The following is a 17,081-nucleotide window of genomic DNA, read 5'->3' as shown; positions in this document are numbered from 1 at the left end:
CGTGACGGGAGGCTGTTGATGAGAGTGCAGCGGATGGTGATCCCGCTCTCGCTCGCCCTGATGGGGCTGGGCGGTTGCAATCCTTATGAGCGGTGGGAAGGTGACGAGTTCAACGCGGGTCCGGTCGACCCGATAAACTTTCCGCCTCAGTACCTGGGCACCGGTGGCAACCGACAGCTCGCGGGCGCTGGCCGCTTCACGGCCGCTCGCGCCTACGTGGAGGGAACGGCGACCGAGCATTTCATATTCCCGTTCTCCCCCACTCAGCTCTCGGCCACCAATCCATTGGCCGCGGCGAGCTCCACCGCCGCGCCCAAGCCCAACGCCTACGTGTTCGACGGCTGCACGGCGCCCGCGGGCTATGAGTTCGATGCCGTCCGCGACGCGGTCGACTTGTCCCAGCAGGGCGTCATCTTCAGCGCGCTGCCGAGCGCCTCGTATGCCGCGGGCGCCGAGCCCGCCAACTGGAGCTACGTGCCCCTCGTCTCGCGCGTGCCGGTAACCTCCAAGAGCGCCAGCTGCCAGGCCATCAAGAGCGAGCCCGCCCTCGTCAAGCGCGCCGGTCAGCAGGTGGACCTCAATCTCACCGCTCCCGCGCCCGTCACGGGCAAGCAGGTGGGTGTTTCCGACGGCACCCTCCTCGCCTTCGCCATCATCGAGCCGGGCGCGGCCGTCTACCACGTGGGTGAGAACGCCAACAACAGCACCGGCGTCGGCCTCCAGAAGTGGGGTTGGTACAACCAGTACCTCCTGGCCTACCTCGACGGTGGAGAGGTGCCCAAGGCGGCGGACGGCAGGCTGGGGACGCAGCGGGTGTACTACCCCCGCTCCCCGGTGACGGTGGGGACCACCAACCGCGCCGTGACCGTCGGCCAGGGCTATGACGTGCTCACGGCCCGGCGTGGCGAGGCGGGTTACTCGCCCGTGTGCGAGGTCGTCACCTATGACGCGGGCGGTCCGCTCACCGCGGCCCAGCTGCCCAAGAGCGCCGCGGAAATCGAAACCCTGTACGGCGCCACCGTCCAGCCCCCGACCCGCGCCTATGGGAACAAATCCCCCGCTGGTGACCCCTACGTCTATTGCCTGCAACTCGAATAGCGCGAGCCCGGAAGACAAACACCCATGAAATCCAGGAACAACAAGTGGTTGCATCTCGCGCTCGCGCTGTCCCTCGGCGGCTCCGGCGCGGCGTTCGGCGCGGACGTCCTCACCGGCCGTATCGACGGCCGGCTGCGCGAGGCGGGCACCCAGGCCCCCCTGCCCGGCGCCAAAATCACCCTCACCTCTCCCGCCCTCATCGGCGGCGCCAAGACGCTCGCCACCGCCCCGGATGGCTACTTCCTCGCCACCGACCTGCCTCCCGGTGAGTACCTCGTCCAGTTCGAGCTCGAGGGCATCAAGCCCATCACCCGCAAGCTCGTGGTTCGCCAGGGTGAGACGAGCCCGTTGAACGTGACGTGGAACGTGGAGTCCGACGCCGAGGAGAACATCGTCGTCGAGTACGAGTCGCCCGGAACCCGTCCCGAGTCCACCCAGTCCGGCGCCGTCCTCTCCGCGACGGGCCAGTCCAAGATCGCCTCGGGCCGCAGCTACCAGAACGTGACCCAGCAGGTGGCCGGTGTGAGCGGCGGCGGCAACCCGGACGTCCGCGGCGCCAGCTCCATCATGAACCGCTACCTGGTGGACGGCCTGGACATCACCGACCCGGTGACCAACACCTTCTCGGCCAACATCAACTTCGACTCCATCTCCTCCTTCTCCATCATCACCGGCGGTATGGAGGCGCAGTACAACGCCATGGGCGGCGTCATCAACCTCATCTCGGCCCAGGGCTCGGATGAGTTCCACATCGACGGCTCGCTCTACGGCAACCACTACAGCCTGTCGCTGCCGTCGCAGTTCGGCGCCAACCTGTACGAGGGCTACAAGCCCTTCAACGTCACCGTCCGCCCGCCCACCCAGAGCTACCAGGGCAACGTCAACGTCAGTGGCCCCATCCTCAAGGAGAAGCTCTGGTTCGCGCTGTCCTACCAGTACAGCAACGCCCAGGCTTCCTCCCCCGCGGGCCCGCCGCTCAACCTCCAGGCGCCCAACCGCGAGTACGTCGGTCACTACTTGCGCGGCAAGCTCACGTGGGCCCCGGGCCCGCGCAGCCGCGTCACCCTGTCCGGCCTGACCGACCCCACCACCATCGCCTTCGCCGACTTCAGCGGAGTCACCGCCAACCGGGAGATGCCGTTCGCCGCCCGCTACCAGTCCCAGGGCGGATGGCTCGGTAACCTCACGTGGGAATACTTCCCCACGGCCGAGACGACCTACAAGGCCATGGTCGGTGCCCAGACGAACACCATCGCCTCCGGGCCCCAGGGCATCTACGGCGGATTCAACCTGGACGCCATCCGGGACGCCTACGGCAATGCGGACCTCACGTACGATCCCGATCGTCCCCGGCACCGCAACACCACCGACAACACGTATTGGTACAACTACGGCACGGATAGCGCGGACGCGCGCTACACGCTGAGCACGGACCTGTCCGTGGCGCATCGCACGACCCTGTTCGGTCAGCGCCACGAGGCCCAGGCCGGCTTCCAGGGCCGCATCATCCAGCGCCGCTACAGCTACAGGATGCCCGGCGGACGCTACTACGTCGACTCGGGCGGTCCCGCGGGCGAGGCCGGTCTGTGCAACGACCTCGAGACGGGCGTCGGCTGCGACTACTACTACACGACCCCCGACTACAACACGATCGAGCGCGGCATGGGCTACGGCCTCTACGTGCAGGATCGCTGGAAGCCGGTGGACTGGATCACCATCATGCCCGGTCTGCGCTTCGACCACGGCGTGACCAAGGACGCCTCGGGCCGCGTGGCCGGCCAGCTCGTGGGCTTCGGTCCCCGCCTGGGCGCGGTGCTCGATCTCACGCGCGACTCGAAGACCATCTTCTCGGCCTTCTACGGTCGCTCCAACGAGACCCTGTCGCTGCTCGGCGCGGCCAACGCCAGCCCCGCCGCCACCACCAACTATTACGTCTACGATCCCGACTCCAAGACGTTCGTCTATGACTCGTCGTCCGGTGGTCCCGGCGCCACCCTGGTGGACCCCAAGAACCACACGGCGCCGCACTCGGACGAAATCCTGGTCAGCCTGCGCCGTCAGATCGCCAAGAACACCGGCCTGTCGGTCGAGTACACCTACAAGCAGCTGTCCAACATCTGGGATGCCGTCGAGGTCAACCAGGTCTGGGATCCGACGGGCTCGCGCGTCATCGACTACGTCAACGGAGAGCCCACCACCATCTACAAGTTCACCCGTCCGGACGAGAACTGGATCAAGTACCAGAGCGTGGACTTCATCCTGGATGGTCGTCCGACGCCCGAGCTGGAGTTCTACGCGGCCTACACGCTGTCCTACCGCTACGGTCCGGGCATCGACTCCATGGGCCAGGTGACGGACTACAGCCAGTTCTTCAACCCGCGCCAGCGTCAGTTCTTCACGGGCTATGCGCTGGGTGACACGCGGCACCAGATCAAGTTCCAGGGTTCCTACACCTGGAAGGGTCTGAGCATCGGACCGGGCTTCACCTTCGCCTCGGGGACGCCGCTCATCAAGGGCTACAACACGGGCAACCTCGCCCTGACCGGCAACATCCTGCGCTCGCCCGTGGGCACCACGTCGGGCACGCCCAACGATCCCACGCAGATCTCCGAGTTCCGCCTGCCGGACACCCTCGTGGTCAACGCACGTGTCAGCTATGACTTCTCGGAGCTGACCGGCCAGAAGTTCACGCTCATCGCCGACGCGTTCAACGTGCTCAACCTCGGCAGCGGCACCGGCCTCGTGGCCCTGGACGGCACGGGTGCGGTGAACAACTTCGGCCAGGTGTCCGCGCGCCAGCAGCCGCTGCGCGTGCAGCTCGGCCTGCGCTACCAGTACTAGTCACCAGCCGCCGGGCGCCGGAGCAGGACTCCGGTGGCCCGTCCGGTCGACAGACGCCCCCCTCCGAGAGCATCCGGAGGGGGGCGTGTCGCGTTATAGAGCCGGGCGCTCCTCATGCCAATGCCTCGCTCCAGGGAGTGGGTGTCTGGACTCGCGAGCGGTAGAGTTCCATCGACGTGGCCGGCCCACGCCATCGCCGCCGCCCACAATGCAAGCCATTCACTGCGATGTTCGCTCAATAGACAGACACGAAGTGGTGGGCACCACGTCGGGCACGCCCAACGATCCCACGCAAATCTCCGAGTTCCGCCTGCCGAACACCCTCGTGGTCAACGCGCGTGTCAGGCCCCCGGACACCGGAGCGAGACTCCGGCGGCCAGTCCGGTCGACAGACGCCCACCCCTTCGAGAGCATCCGGAGGGGGACGTGTCGCGTTATAGAGTCGGGCGCTCCTCATGCCCGTGCCCGCCGTCCTCCCACCTACCCTCGCCGCGCTGCCCGTGCGCCGCAAGGTGCCGCCCCCCGAGCAGCTCCGGGCGCACGTGCTCGAGGGCAGGCTCTGGCCCGTGGCACTCCCGGTGACGTTCACCCCCTTCGCGTCGGCCCGGCCATGCTCGGCCCGCTGTGTCTTCTGCTCGGAGACGCTGCGGCCCCACGGCTCCGGGCGGCTTTCGGCTTCCCTGCGACCGGGCCCTCGCTACCAGGAGGGGCTCGCCCGGGCGCTCGCCGCGCTCCAGGGCCTGCCCCTGGGCATCTCCCTGTCCGGGCTCGAGTCCACGGACGCGCCGGAGTGGTTGCTGGGGGTGCTCGACGTGCTGGAGGCCCACGAGCGCCACCCCGCGGGGCTCGTGGAGGAAAAGGTCCTCTATTCCAACGCGGCCGGGCTGTGCGCGGAGACGTCGGGCGGAGTGTTGCTGCCCCGGCTGGCGCGCTACGGCCTGACACGCGTGGAGATCTCCCGGCACCACCCCGACGCCCCGCGCAACGACGCCATCATGCGCTTCCGCCCGGGCCAGCCCGTGGCGCGGCAGGAGGTGTTCGAGGAGGCGGTGCGCGTGGCACGCGGCCAGGTGCCCGTGCGGCTCGTGTGCATCGTGCAGCGCACGGGCGTGGCCACCCCCGCGGACGTGGTGGACTACCTGCGCTGGGCGGTGGAGCGGCTGGGCGTGACGGACGTGGTGTTCCGCGAGTTCTCCCGGCTGCATGGGCTCTACCAGCCCAACACCACCTGGCGCACCATCGAGCGCGACCGGGTGCCCATCGAGTCCCTGCTCGAGCCGCTGCTGCCGGATGGGCCCGGCTCGGACTTCGAGCCGGTGGAAGTCACCCAGGGCTACTACTACTGGAACGCGCGCCTGCGCTGGCGCGGCCAGTGCTCGGTGACCTTCGAGGCCTCGGACTACCAGGACATGAAGGCCCGGCACCACTCGGGCGTCATCCACAAGTTCGTCTTCCACGCCAATGGCAACCTCTGCGCGGACTGGGATCCGGAGCGCGAGGTGCTGCTGCGCACCGCATGAGCGCCCTGCCCTCCGAGCACCTCGCCTACCTGGAGCTGCTGCACCGGCTCCAGTCGCGCGGGGTGCGCTCCGCCCTCACCGGCTCCTTCGCGCTGCGCCTGCTCATGGACGCGCTCGGGGGCGAGCCCGTGCCCGACTGCGATCTCCTCCTCGAGCCCTCCGCCGACAACCTCCAGCGGTGGGCGGCGCTCCTCGTGGAGGACGGCTGGGCCCTGGCCGTGTGGAACGAGCCCGTGGGCGTCCCCCTCGATCTCGAGACCCTACGTGGGAAGTACTATGTCCGGGCGAGCAAGGGCCCCCTGGTGCTCGATGGCACCTACGAGCACGACACCCTGGAGACCGGCGCCCTGGTGTCCGGGGCTCGGATGCACCAGGGCCTGCCAGTGATGGACCTGGACACCCTGCTCGCGCTCAAGCGGGAACGCGGCACACCGAGGGATCTCGAGCAGGTGGCGCGGGTGGAACACTGGCGGCGCGAGCACCGGGAGCGGTAGGGTCCGCCGCGACCTCTGGCCAGGAGTGACACGCCCATGACCGTTTCCGCCCTCTTCAACCCCGCGCGCTGGCGCGAGGTCGACGGCTTCAAGTTCGAGGACATCACCTACCACCGCGCCGTGGATCAGGGCACGGTGCGCATCGCCTTCAATCGTCCCGAGGTGCGCAATGCCTTCCGGCCCAAGACGGTGGACGAGCTGTACACGGCGCTCGAGCACGCGCGCACGAGCACCGACGTGGGCTGCGTGCTGATCACGGGCAATGGCCCCTCGCCCAAGGACGGCGGCTGGGCGTTCTGCTCGGGCGGAGATCAGCGCATCCGCGGCAAGGACGGCTACAAGTACGAGGGCGATCAGGCGGGCAAGCCGGATCCGGGCCGGCTCGGCCGGCTGCACATCCTCGAGGTCCAGCGACTCATCCGCTTCATGCCCAAGGTCGTCATCGCCGTGGTGCCCGGCTGGGCGGTGGGCGGCGGACACAGCCTGCACGTGGTGTGTGACTTGACGATCGCCAGCCGCGAGCACGCCATCTTCAAGCAGACGGACCCGGACGTGGCGAGCTTCGACAGCGGCTACGGCTCGGCGCTGCTCGCGCGGCAGGTGGGCCAGAAGAAGGCGCGGGAGATCTTCTTCCTCGGGCTCAACTACACGGCGGATCAGGCCGCCGCCATGGGCATGGTGAACGCGTCGGTGCCCCACGCCCAGTTGGAGGAGGTGGCCCTGGAGTGGGCGGCCCTCATCAACTCCAAGAGCCCCACGGCGATGCGCATGCTCAAGTATGGCTTCAACCTGCCGGATGATGGCCTCGTGGGGCAGCAGCTCTTCGCGGGCGAGGCCACGCGGCTGGCCTACGGCACCGAGGAGGCCCAGGAGGGCCGCGACGCCTTCCTGGAGAAGCGCGACCAGGACTACAAGCGCTTTCCCTGGCATTACTGACGACTGGCGTGGGGGCCCTCGTGGGATGGCTCGTCTGGATGGTCGAAACGGCGATGTGCCTGGGCGCGGCCTTCTGGGTGGCGGCGGCGCTCTACCCGGATCGCGGTGTCCTCCACCGGCTCATCGCCACCCTGCTCGTGGCCCCCGCGCTGCTCCTCGTGCCCATGCAGGCGCTGGGGCTCGTGGGAGCGTTGCGGCCCGTGTGGCTCGGAGCGCTGGCGCCCGTGGGGTTCGCGATCGCGGCGGTCGCGGCCTCGCGGCACCTGGGGCCTGAGCGGACGTGGGCCCTCGCCCGCTCGGACCTGGGCGCTCCCTTCCGGCTGCTGCGCGAGGCCGTGCGCGAGCGCGAGCCCGTCGTGCTCACCACGGGAGTCGCCCTGGTCGTGCTGCTCTTCGCGGGGCTGCTGGTGTGGCTCTACAGGTCCTGGATGTGGGATCCCGTCTGGTACCACGTGCCCATCACCGCGTATGCCATCCAGATGGGCTCGTTGGACTGGATCGACACCTCGGTGCCCTGGACGCAGAGCCACCCGAAGAACATCGAGCTGCTGGCGGCGTGGAACTGCATCTTCCCCCTGGACAACCGGCTGGATGACAGCTCGCAACTGCCCTTCGCGGTGCTGGGCGCGGCGGTGACGGCGGCCTGGGCGCGGGAGGTGGGCGCGCGGCCGGCCTTCGCGGCGGGAGTGGGCGCGGCGTGGATGCTGCTACCCCCCATGTTCCTGCAGATGTGGAGCACGCACGTGGACCTGGCGTGCGGCGCCTTGCTGAGCGCGGCGGTGTTCTTCCTGCGCGAGCGGCCCACGCCCCGGGATCGGTGGATGAGCCTGCTGGCGCTCGGGCTGTACGCGGGCACGAAGATGACGGGCGCCTTCCACCTGCTGCTGCTCGGGCCGTGGGTGGCCGTGCGGGGCGGGCTGGAGCTGTGGCACGCCCGGGGCGAGCGGTGGCGGCGCGCCGGGGACCTGGTGCTCTCGGTGCTCGCGCTGATGGCGGTGGGCTCGTTCAAGTACTTCCAGAACCTATGGAAGACGGGCAACCCACTATGGGCCTTCAAGGTGAAGCTGCCGCTGCTGGGCACCGAGCTGCCCGGCCTGTTCGATCCGGCCGTCTTCTACGGCTCGCGTCCGGGAGAGAGCCCGCTCTTCTTCGGCTCGCCGGGAGCGCTCGCGCAGCTCCTGCGCAGTTGGTACGTGGAGCAGCCGGTGTACTGGCCAGACGTGCGCACGGGAGGCTTCGGGCCGCTGTTCTCCTGGCTCCTGGTGCCGTGTCTCGCGTGGCTCGTCGTCGGACTGCTCCGCCCGAGGAACTGGAAGACGCACCTGCCCATCCTCGTGCTCGGACTGGCGGCACTGACGGTGCAGTCGGCCTGGTGGCCGAGGTTCGTGATGGGCGTGGCCACCGCGGGGCTGGTGGCGCTGGGCGCGCTCCAGGGGCGGCTGCGGCACGCGGTACCCCGGCTGGGCCTGTCGCTCGTCTTCCTCGCGCTCACCGCCGTCACCTTCTGGCGGGGCGCGAGTGTCCAGGTGCTCGAGCGCGACTACTTCCTCTTCCCGAGGCACTTCGGCGTCCTGCTGCGCTCGAGTCCGGAGCAGCGCGCCACGCGGCAGGTGATGGACTGGCTGTGGCCCACCGAGTGGAGAGAGCGCATGGAGCGCGAGCTCCAGGCGGGCGACGTGGTGGTGTATGACCAGTCGGTGGTGTTCCTCGGGGAGTTCTTCGCCCGGGACTACCGCACCCGCGTGGAGTACGTGTCGAACGACCAGGACGTGGCCAGCTACCTCGCGCGCATCGACGCGCTCGAGCCCCGCTGGGTGGGGGTGGAAGGCGGCTCCGCGGCGGAGTACGCCCTGAGAGCGGAGCGCGGCGCGCAGTACCTCTTTCGAGCACCGCGCTCGGGCATCGTGCTCTACCGCATGCCGCGCTGAAGGCTCAGAACTGCGCCCAGCCCGGCACGCGCGGGTAGGGAATGGCGTCGCGGATGTTCTGCAGGCCGCAGATGTAGACGATGAGCCGCTCGAACCCGAGCCCGAAGCCCGCGTGGGGCACCGAGCCGTAGCGCCGCAGATCCCGAAACCACTGGTAGCCCTCGGGGTGCAGGCCGAACTTCTTCATGCGCTCGTCGAGCCGGTCCAGGCGCTCCTCGCGCTGGCTGCCACCGATGATCTCGCCGATGCCCGGGGCCAGCACGTCCATGGCCGCCACGGTCTTCCCGTCGTCGTTCATGCGCATGTAGAAGGCCTTGATCTGCTCCGGGTAGTTCATCACCACCACGGGCCGGCCCACGTGCTCCTCGGCGAGGTAGCGCTCGTGCTCGGTCTGCAGGTCCTTGCCCCACTCGGGCGCGTACTCGAACTTCTTCTTGGCCTTCTTGAGGATTTCAATCGCATCCGTGTAGTCGATGCGCTCGAAGCTCGACTGGATGAACTTCTCCAGACGCTCGGTGACGCCCTTCTGCTGGCGCTCCTCGAAGAACTTCATGTCCGGGGCGCACTCGGTGAGCACCGCCTGGAAGACATACTTGAGGAAGCGCTCGGCCAGGTTCGCGTCGTCGTTGAGGTCCGCGAAGGCGATCTCCGGCTCGATCATCCAGAACTCGGCCAGGTGCCGGGTGGTGTTGGAGTTCTCCGCGCGGAACGTGGGGCCGAACGTGTACACCTTGGACAGCGCCAGGCAGTACGCCTCCACGTTGAGCTGGCCGGAGACGGTGAGGTAGGCCTCCTTGCCGAAGAAGTCCTTGCTCCAGTCGATCTTCCCCGTGTCCGTGCGCGGGGGGTTCACCGTGTCGAGCGTGGACACGCGGAACATCTGTCCGGCGCCCTCGGCGTCGCTCGCGGTGATGATGGGAGTGTTCACCCAGAAGAAGCCCTCCTCGTGGAAGAAGCGGTGGATGGCCTGGGCCGCCGTGTGGCGCACGCGGGTGATGGCGCCGAACGTGTTGGTGCGCGGACGCAGGTGGGCCACTTCCCGGAGGAACTCCAGCGAGTGCTGCTTGGGCTGGATGGGATAGGTGTCCGGATCGTCCACGAAGCCGAGCACCCGCACCTCATCGGCCTGGACCTCGAAGGACTGGCCCTTGCCCTGGCTCTTCACGAGCGTGCCGCGGCAGACGACGGAGCAGCCCGCGGTGAGCCGCAGCACGTCCGCCTCGTAATTGGACAGCGTGTTGGGTGCCACCACCTGGATGGGATCGAAAGTGGAGCCGTCGCTCACGTTGACGAAGCTGATGCCCGCCTTCGAGTCCCGGCGGGTACGCACCCAGCCCCGCACCTCGACCTTCGTGTCCGGCGCCACCGAGCCATCCAGCGCCTTCTTCACACTGACCACCTGCATGACGGCCTTCCTTCCTCGTGAAACCCTGTCCCTCTGAAGAACGCGGAGTTAGCCGTCCGCTGGCCCGAGGACAAGCCCCATGAATGGCCCCCGCCGGGGAACGGACGCCTCCCGGGGCCCGAACACGCCCCGCCCCCCCCGTCGCGCGGCGAGCTCCGACGGGGGGATCGTGCTAATCGCCCCCCACCCATGCGTTCTCTCTTCCAGGGCTCGTCATCTACTTCGCCTATGGCTACCGCCACTCCACGCTCCGCCAGGGCCAGGGGCCCGTGGAGCTGGATGCCCCGACGAATCCCCCGGACGCGGCGTAGCGGTCAGGCCGCTCAGGAGCGCCGCACGGGCGTGGCCGACAGCGGATCCCACAAGAAGCTGGCGGTGTGCATCAGGCGCTCCGTGCTCAGGCGCGAGAGCGCATCACGCACCTCGGGCTGCTCGATCAGGTGCTGCTCGCAGACGGCGTGATCCAGCCGCAGCAGCATGCAGGGCGTGTTCGCACGGACGGTGGCGGTGGCGGGAAAGCCGAGCAGCAGGGCGATCTCCCCGAACATGTCCCCCTCCTCCAGCGTGCGCAGCACCTGCTCGCCGTGCTCCGGGTGCTGGTGCATCGCCTGGCACTGGCCCTGGAGCAGCAGGTACAGCGAGTCCACGGGCTGCCCCTGCTGCAACAGGATCGAGCCCGCGGGCATGGCCCGGAGCTGGAATTCGTGGGACAGGGCCTCCAGCTGCGCGCTCGACAGCAGCCGGAAGAGGGAGTTGGCGCGCAGCACGTTGTCGAGCAGGCGCTCGCGCTGGTAGCCGCGCAGTACCTCCTCCACGGACGGATGGCGCTGGGCGATCCGCTCCAGGCGCTCGCGCTTGAGCTCCAGGACCGCCGTGCGCTCGAAGGCCTTGACGCTCGCGACGCGCGGCACGTGGGACAAGAGCGACATCTCCCCGAAGAAGTCCCCCTCGCCCAGCAGGGCCACGGTGCGCCGCCGGCCCGACTTCAGGGTGCGCACCACCTCCACGCTCCCCTCCACGATGGCGAACAGCGAGTCTCCCGGGGTGCCCTCCTCCACGACCATCTCCCCGGCATGGAAGTCCCTCAGCTCCAGGGACTCGAGCACCGTCTGGAACTCCCACCGGCCGAGCCGGGCCAGCAGGGAGGCGGAGGCCGGCTTGCGCTCGGAGGCACCCACGGGCAGATCCCTCTCCAGGTTGGAGGGCATCGGCACGGCGGGGCCCGCGGGCATGGCGAAGGGATCCAGGCGCCGGGCATCGAGTTCCGACAGCAGCCGGCGCGTCGGCATGTGATCCGGTTCGAGCCGGAGGATGATCTTGCACAGGGCGATGGCGCGCAGCAGCCAGCCCTGCTGGACCCAGCGCCGCGCCAGCACGGCGTAGTCCGAGAGGGCCTCATCCGGCCCAGAGGACGGCGGGTCGAGTGGTTCGGACATGGGTTTCTCCTCGGACGATGGTCCGTTCGAACCCCAGCTACCATGCCTGACCCCCCGTGGCGACTACCCGGTGCGCAGAACCGAGCCCGTGGGAAGGCCCTCCTGGAGCCGGGCGAGGGCTTCCTCCACCGAGTCACGCTCCCCGCTCTCCACCGTCACCTTCACCTGATAGTCCAGTGAAGGATCGAACATCGGGTACGAGCCAATCGACACATGGGGCATGTCCAATGCCACACGATCCAACACGCCCGCCACCGCGCTCTCGCCCACCCCCAGGTACAGCACGCGCAGGTACACGGGCGAGCCACTGAGCCGCGAGAGCACCGCCTCGAGCTGCACGCGGAAGAGCTGCGGCACGCCGGGCAGGAGGAACACGTCCTCCACCGTGAGCACCGGAAACCCACCGCCGGCCACCGCGAGGAGCTCCGCGCCCTCGGGGGCGTCGGCGAGCCGCAGCGTCTCGGGCGACACGTGCTCCAGGCCCCGCTCCCGGCTCCTCTGTTGGATGAGCTCCACCATCACGGGCAGCCGCACCACCTGACGGCCCATGGCCAGCGCCACCGCGCGCACCGTCACGTCGTCGTGTGTGGGGCCGATGCCACCGCTGGTGAAGACATACCGGGCCTTCAAGCGGGCCCGGGCCACCGCGTCCACGATGGCGTCCACTTCGTCGGGGACGATCTCCAGCGAGCGCAGGGCAACGCCCACCTCGCGCAGCCGCTGGATGAGGAGGGGACCATTGGCGTCCACCACCTTCGCCGTGAGGACTTCGTTGCCGATGATGATCGCCGCAGCGCCCGAGGAAGCCATGAGGGGGGGCACTCTAGCGTACCGGCGCCCGCCCGGGCTCGCGCGCGAGCAACTCCCGCACGCGCGCCAGGCACGCCGCGGTCACCGCCTCCACGGAGCCATCCCCATCGATGCGCACCACGTGCTCGCGCGCGCCCCGCAGGGCGATGGCGGCCTCGTACTGCTGGGAGATGCGGCGCTGCTTCTCCTCCGCGTCGAAGAGCTCCTCCGGCCCGCCGCGTGCCGCCCGGCGCCGCGCCGCCACCTCGATGGACACCTGCACGAAGAGCGTCAGGTCCGCGGGGATGGCGTGCGAGTTGATGGCCTCCACCCACTCCATGGGCAGTGACGCGCCCTGGTAGGCGAGCGACGAGAGCACGGATCTGTCACTGAGGACCACCTGCCCCGCCTCCAACGCGGGCAGGACCCGGGCGCGCAGGTGATCCGTCCGGTCCGCCGCGTAGAGCAACGCGAGCGTTTCGGGCGCCAGGGGCCCCGCGCCGCCGGGGAGCACCACCCGGCCCGTGAGGGCCTGACGGATGAGCACCCCCACCGGCCCGTCCGAGGGCTCGCGCGTGGTGAGGACGGAATGGCCCTCGGCCTTGAGGGCCGCGGCCAGCCGCTCCACCTGGGTGGTGGTGCCCGCGCCGTCGAGTCCTTCCAGGACGATGAGCAGACCGCGTCGGCGGGCGTCGGACACGGGGCTCACCGGGGCAACAACGCCGAGGGATCATCCAGGCGCAACTGGCGGCGCAGCTCCATCATCGTCGCGTAGCGCGCCAGCTCGTCGGCCAGCACCGTGCGCGCCTTGCTCAGCCGCAGCAGCCCGTAGACGAGCAGTCCCACCGTCGCGGCGAGGCCGAGCCACGCCACATACGGGGCGCGGGTCGAGTCCCAGAAGAGCTTGCCCGTCGCGCCGCCGAGGATGATCGCCACGATGAAGGCGAGCCCGGCATGAGCGAAAAGCTCGGTGCTCTGGCGGGTGGACAAGGCCTCCTGGAGGCGATCGAACTGCTCACGAAGGTTCTGCGTATCTGCGCTCACGGGGCGGCGAACCTAGCGGAACCCGGGGGGCGCGTCGAGAAGCTCGCGCTCCGGGAGTCCCACAAGCCCCTACCCTGGCGTTGCATGAGTGCCTGGAGCCGGGATAGGGACCCGGGATGGATTCCACGCGTTGGCGTTCAGAAAGCGACGAACCCGCCCCCTCGCGGCTCTCTCCCGTGGATGACCGCCTCACCGCGGACGCGGCCTTGCGGCGGGTGCGGCGGGGCGAGTACCTGCTGTACACGGGGGACTTCCACAACGCGAAGCAGCTCGTGGGCGCCATGGCCCGCCGCCTTCCCGACCCGCCCCAGGCCCGCTCTCCCCTGGACGCCTTCCGCGCCGAGCGCCGGGCACGGCAGCTCGAACACGAGACCCTGTCACGCATCGTGGTGGCGCTCGACCGCGACTACCGGCTCCAGGTCAAACGCGCGCCCGACGTCGCCGAGGCGTGCCGCCAGGTGTGGGGCGAGCCCGACGCCGACACGACGCACGTGTCCCTCAAGACGCTGCTGGGCATGCTCGGGGCCACGGAGTGGCGGCGCAAGGGGCTGGAGGTGCCGGGGCTCTCGGGCCGGCTGCATCCCCACTACGGCGTCTACCTGCCCACGCGCACCGACTACGTGGAGCTGTTCCTGTCCGTCACCGACGTGAAGGGCAAACGGGTGTTCGACGTGGGCACGGGCACCGGGGTGCTGTCCTTCCTGCTGTTGCAGCGGGGCGCGGCCTCGGTGACCGCGACCGATTGCGATTCACGCGCCGTGGCGTGCGCCCGGGAGAACGCCGAGCGACTCGGCCTGTCCAAGCGCTTCGAGGTGCTCGAGACGGACCTCTTCCCGCCCGGCAAGGCGGACCTCGTCGTGAGCAACCCCCCGTGGATTCCCGAGCCCCCGAAGAACCGGGTGGACCGGGCGGTGTTCGACGAGGACAACCGCTTCCTCCTGGGCTTTCTCGACGGGCTGGCCGAGCACCTGAATCCCGGAGGCGAGGGGCTGCTGGTGCTCTCGGATCTCGCGGTGCTGCTGGGCCTGCGCGCCCCGGAATGGCTCGACGAGCAGTTCGCGCGGCGGGGGCTGCGCGTGAAGTGGAAGCGCTCCACCCCGGCCCGCCACTCCAAGGCGAAGGACCGGAGCGATCCGCTCCACGCGGCGCGCTCGCGTGAAATCACCACGTTGTATGGGCTGGTACCCGGAACATAGACGCACGAAGAGGCGCCTCGGAGCGGTGGCGGGTTCCACCCCGGGCGCCTCCCCTGGACTTCAGCGGCTCACGCCGCCGTCCCTCACAGACCGATCTCGGCCAGCGCCGACTTGATGAGCGTGGCGCGCACGCCGCTGTTGTGCGTGCCGCGGCCGGACGAGTTGCCACCGAAGCCGTAGTGGTGCAGCGCGATGACCTCGTTGGTGGAGGTGGAGAGCACCGGCGAGCCCGAGGAGCCACCCAGCGTGTCCGCGTTGTACGACGCGTCCGTGGAGCTGTAGTTGGCGTTCAGGACGGTGCCCGGGGAGAACTTCTTCGTCGGGGCGCAGCCGGACGAGGTGTAGTAGTCGCAGTTCTGGTGGAGGACGTAGATGCTGGCGTTGGTGGCCGCGTTGGTGCTGGCGACGGTCAGCTTGCCGTACACCTGCCCCGGCTTCTGGCCATTGAGCGCGGCGCAGCGCAGCGCGGTCATGTCCAGGTTGCTCCACGTCTTGATGAAGGTGGAGCAGTCGTAATAGATGCGCGAGCCGGAGGCGACGCCGTCGATATAGTTGAAGGACGCCTTGGCGCCCGCGGCCTGGGAGGCGCTGCCGATGCAGTGGTTGTTGGTGATGAGCACGTCATCCGACACCAGCCACGCCGTGCAGCGCGAGCCCACCGCGGGGATGGACAGATAGCCCACCGCGTTGGCCCGGGTGGCCTGCGTCCCGGTCAGCGCCGTGCTGCTCTTCCAATCCACGCTGCCCACGATGACCGTGGACTCGGTGGAGGCCAGCGTGTCCGAGGAAAGGCTCTCATCCACTTCCGGCTGCGCACCGCACGCCGTCAACAGACCCACCGCCGCGAGACCGAGGTACCGACGCTTGAACATGTGTTCTCCAGAGATGTGAGGTGATGGGCGCCTCCCGGACGGAAGACGCGCCAGAACTGGATTCACCGGGAACCGTGTGTACACCAGTTATTTAGAGAAACATAGGCAAAACTTATTTTTCGCATGACCCCACCACCGGGAAGGGCAACGAGGCCTTCCCGGGCCGGGGCACCGCCCCTGCTTCGGAGTTCCTAGAGATCGGACAGGGCGCCGCGGACGGCATCCAGGTTCGCGGGCAGATCGATGGGCGGGTTGGAGAACCGGCTCGTCACGTCCGCCAGGGAGCCCTGGTGGTAGCCCACCTTGAAGTCCGGGAACTTCAAGCCATGCGCCGTGGACACCACGGCCACGCGCGAGCCCCGGGCAATGACGCCCTGGGCCACGAGCTTCTCCAGCGCGCCGAGCGCCACGCCCGTGTGCGGACAGGTGAAGGTGCCCTCGCGGTCCGCCCGGGCCGCCGCGTTGGCCAGCTCGGACTCGGTCGCCTCTTCCACCACGCCGTTGAAGGCCTTGAGGATGCGCACCGCGCGCCGGAAGGACACGGGGTTGCCAATCTGGATGGCCGAGGCGAGCGTGCGCTCGGCCTGCATGGGCACCAGCTCCGCGAAGCCTCCCCGGAAGGAGCGCACCAGCGGGTTGGCGCGCTGGGCCTGGGCCACGGCGATCCTCGGCCGCTTGGAGATGAGCCCCAGCGCGAGCATCAACTCGAAGCCCTTGCCCAGGGCGCTCGCGTTGCCCAGGTTGCCGCCCGGAATCACCACCCAGTCCGGCGGCTCCCAGTCCAGGTCCTGGCACAACTCGATGGCCACCACCTTCTGGCCCTCGATGCGCAGCGAGTTCATGGAGTTGGCCAGGTACAGGCCCGCGTCGCGCGTCACCTGCTGCACCAGCTTCATGCAGCCGTCGAAGTCCGTGTCGAGCGACAGCACCCGCGCCCCGTTGGCCACCGGCTGCACGAGCTGCGACAAGGACACCTTGTTCCTGGGCAGGAACACCACCGAGGGGATGCCCGCCGCCGCGCAATAGGCCGACAGCGCCGCCGAGGTGTCTCCCGTGGACGCGCACGCCACCGCGCGGATGGGCACGCCCCGGGCGCGCATGTGCTTCACCGCGGACACCAGGACCGTCATGCCCCAGTCCTTGAAGCTGCCCGTCGGCGACACGCCGCACTCCTTCAAGTCCAGGCTCGCCAGCCCCAGCTCCGCCGCCATGCGCGGCAGCGGCTTGAGCGGCACCCTCCCCTCTCCGAGCGAGACGATGTCCCCCACGGGAAGCTGGGGATACACCCACTCGTGCTTGCCCCAGACGCCCGAGGCGTACGGCAGCCGCGAGGACCCGAAGCGCTGCGCGAAGCGCCGCTTCCACTCCTCCGCGGACACCGAGCGCAGCGCCTCCACGTCGTGCGCCACCTCCAGCAGGCCATCACACTTCGGGCAGCGGTAGACGACCTCGAGCAGCGAGGCGCGATAGCCGCACCCCTCGCTGCACGCATACGCGGCCTGGAAATCAGACGTGCTCATGG

General features: G+C 69.2%; 14 protein-coding genes. 7 read left to right on the top strand and 7 right to left on the bottom strand.

Going from position 1 to position 17,081, the window contains the following annotated elements; all coding sequences use genetic code 11:
- Nucleotides 1–33: 33 nt before the first annotated feature.
- The 6 genes from CYFUS_RS21720 (at nucleotide 34) to CYFUS_RS21695 (ending at nucleotide 8,817) form a co-directional block, all read left to right on the top strand.
- The gene (locus CYFUS_RS21720) at nucleotides 34–1,098 is read left to right on the top strand and encodes a hypothetical protein (protein WP_095986958.1); all 1,065 of its coding nucleotides are present in this window, start codon (nucleotides 34–36) and stop codon (nucleotides 1,096–1,098) included.
- Nucleotides 1,099–1,122: 24 nt separating this feature from the next.
- Nucleotides 1,123–3,939 (top strand): TonB-dependent receptor, encoded by a 2,817-nt coding sequence (locus tag CYFUS_RS21715; protein WP_095986957.1) that lies wholly within the window; start codon nucleotides 1,123–1,125, stop codon nucleotides 3,937–3,939.
- Nucleotides 3,940–4,394: 455 nt separating this feature from the next.
- Nucleotides 4,395–5,459 (top strand): radical SAM protein, encoded by a 1,065-nt coding sequence (locus CYFUS_RS21710; protein WP_095986956.1) that lies wholly within the window; start codon nucleotides 4,395–4,397, stop codon nucleotides 5,457–5,459.
- Entirely contained in the window at nucleotides 5,456–5,953 is a 498-nt protein-coding gene (locus CYFUS_RS21705; protein WP_095986955.1) for a hypothetical protein, read from the top strand. Before CYFUS_RS21710 ends, CYFUS_RS21705 begins: the two co-directional genes overlap by 4 nt.
- Before the next feature lie 36 nt (nucleotides 5,954–5,989).
- The gene (locus CYFUS_RS21700; RefSeq protein WP_095986954.1) at nucleotides 5,990–6,889 is read left to right on the top strand and encodes a 1,4-dihydroxy-2-naphthoyl-CoA synthase; all 900 of its coding nucleotides are present in this window, start codon (nucleotides 5,990–5,992) and stop codon (nucleotides 6,887–6,889) included.
- A 38-nt stretch (nucleotides 6,890–6,927) separates the two neighbouring features.
- Entirely contained in the window at nucleotides 6,928–8,817 is a 1,890-nt protein-coding gene (locus tag CYFUS_RS21695; RefSeq protein ID WP_232537702.1) for a hypothetical protein, read from the top strand.
- 4 nt (nucleotides 8,818–8,821) lie between these two features.
- On the opposite strand, the gene asnS is transcribed toward CYFUS_RS21695, so the two are convergent.
- The 5 genes from asnS to CYFUS_RS21670 all read right to left on the bottom strand — a co-directional run bounded on the left by asnS (nucleotide 8,822) and on the right by CYFUS_RS21670 (nucleotide 13,491).
- On the bottom strand, nucleotides 8,822–10,222 hold the full coding sequence (asnS, locus tag CYFUS_RS21690) for an asparagine--tRNA ligase (protein WP_095986952.1): 1,401 nt from the start codon (nucleotides 10,220–10,222) through the stop codon (nucleotides 8,822–8,824).
- 323 nt (nucleotides 10,223–10,545) lie between these two features.
- Nucleotides 10,546–11,658 carry a cyclic nucleotide-binding domain-containing protein gene (locus CYFUS_RS21685; protein ID WP_095986951.1) on the bottom strand — a complete coding sequence of 371 codons (1,113 nt, stop codon included), beginning with the start codon at nucleotides 11,656–11,658 and terminating at the stop codon, nucleotides 10,546–10,548.
- Between the two features lie 63 nt (nucleotides 11,659–11,721).
- A complete protein-coding gene (locus CYFUS_RS21680) occupies nucleotides 11,722–12,468 on the bottom strand; it encodes a competence/damage-inducible protein A (protein WP_095986950.1) in 747 nt (248 codons plus the stop codon).
- Between the two features lie 13 nt (nucleotides 12,469–12,481).
- Entirely contained in the window at nucleotides 12,482–13,147 is a 666-nt protein-coding gene (gene tmk, locus CYFUS_RS21675) for a dTMP kinase (protein WP_095992151.1), read from the bottom strand.
- A 5-nt stretch (nucleotides 13,148–13,152) separates the two neighbouring features.
- On the bottom strand, nucleotides 13,153–13,491 hold the full coding sequence (locus CYFUS_RS21670) for a hypothetical protein (protein ID WP_232537701.1): 339 nt from the start codon (nucleotides 13,489–13,491) through the stop codon (nucleotides 13,153–13,155).
- 116 nt (nucleotides 13,492–13,607) lie between these two features.
- Here CYFUS_RS21670 and CYFUS_RS21665 point away from each other — a divergent pair, with 116 nt between their 5' ends.
- Nucleotides 13,608–14,687, top strand: coding sequence for a methyltransferase (locus tag CYFUS_RS21665; RefSeq protein WP_095986948.1), 1,080 nt, complete (start codon nucleotides 13,608–13,610; stop codon nucleotides 14,685–14,687).
- A gap of 83 nt (nucleotides 14,688–14,770) precedes the next feature.
- Here CYFUS_RS21665 and CYFUS_RS21660 read toward each other — a convergent pair whose 3' ends face one another.
- Both CYFUS_RS21660 and thrC read right to left on the bottom strand, forming a co-directional pair.
- Nucleotides 14,771–15,559, bottom strand: a complete 789-nt coding sequence (locus tag CYFUS_RS21660) for a trypsin-like serine peptidase (RefSeq protein WP_095986947.1) — start codon at nucleotides 15,557–15,559, stop codon at nucleotides 14,771–14,773.
- Between the two features lie 191 nt (nucleotides 15,560–15,750).
- Nucleotides 15,751–17,079 (bottom strand): threonine synthase, encoded by a 1,329-nt coding sequence (gene thrC / locus CYFUS_RS21655; RefSeq protein ID WP_095986946.1) that lies wholly within the window; start codon nucleotides 17,077–17,079, stop codon nucleotides 15,751–15,753.
- Nucleotides 17,080–17,081: the final 2 nt, after the last annotated feature.

The sequence above is a fragment of the Cystobacter fuscus genome (genome assembly GCF_002305875.1).
GTDB classification, from domain to species: Bacteria; Myxococcota; Myxococcia; order Myxococcales; family Myxococcaceae; genus Cystobacter; species Cystobacter fuscus_A.
This window is presented reverse-complemented; position numbering and strand designations above follow the sequence as displayed.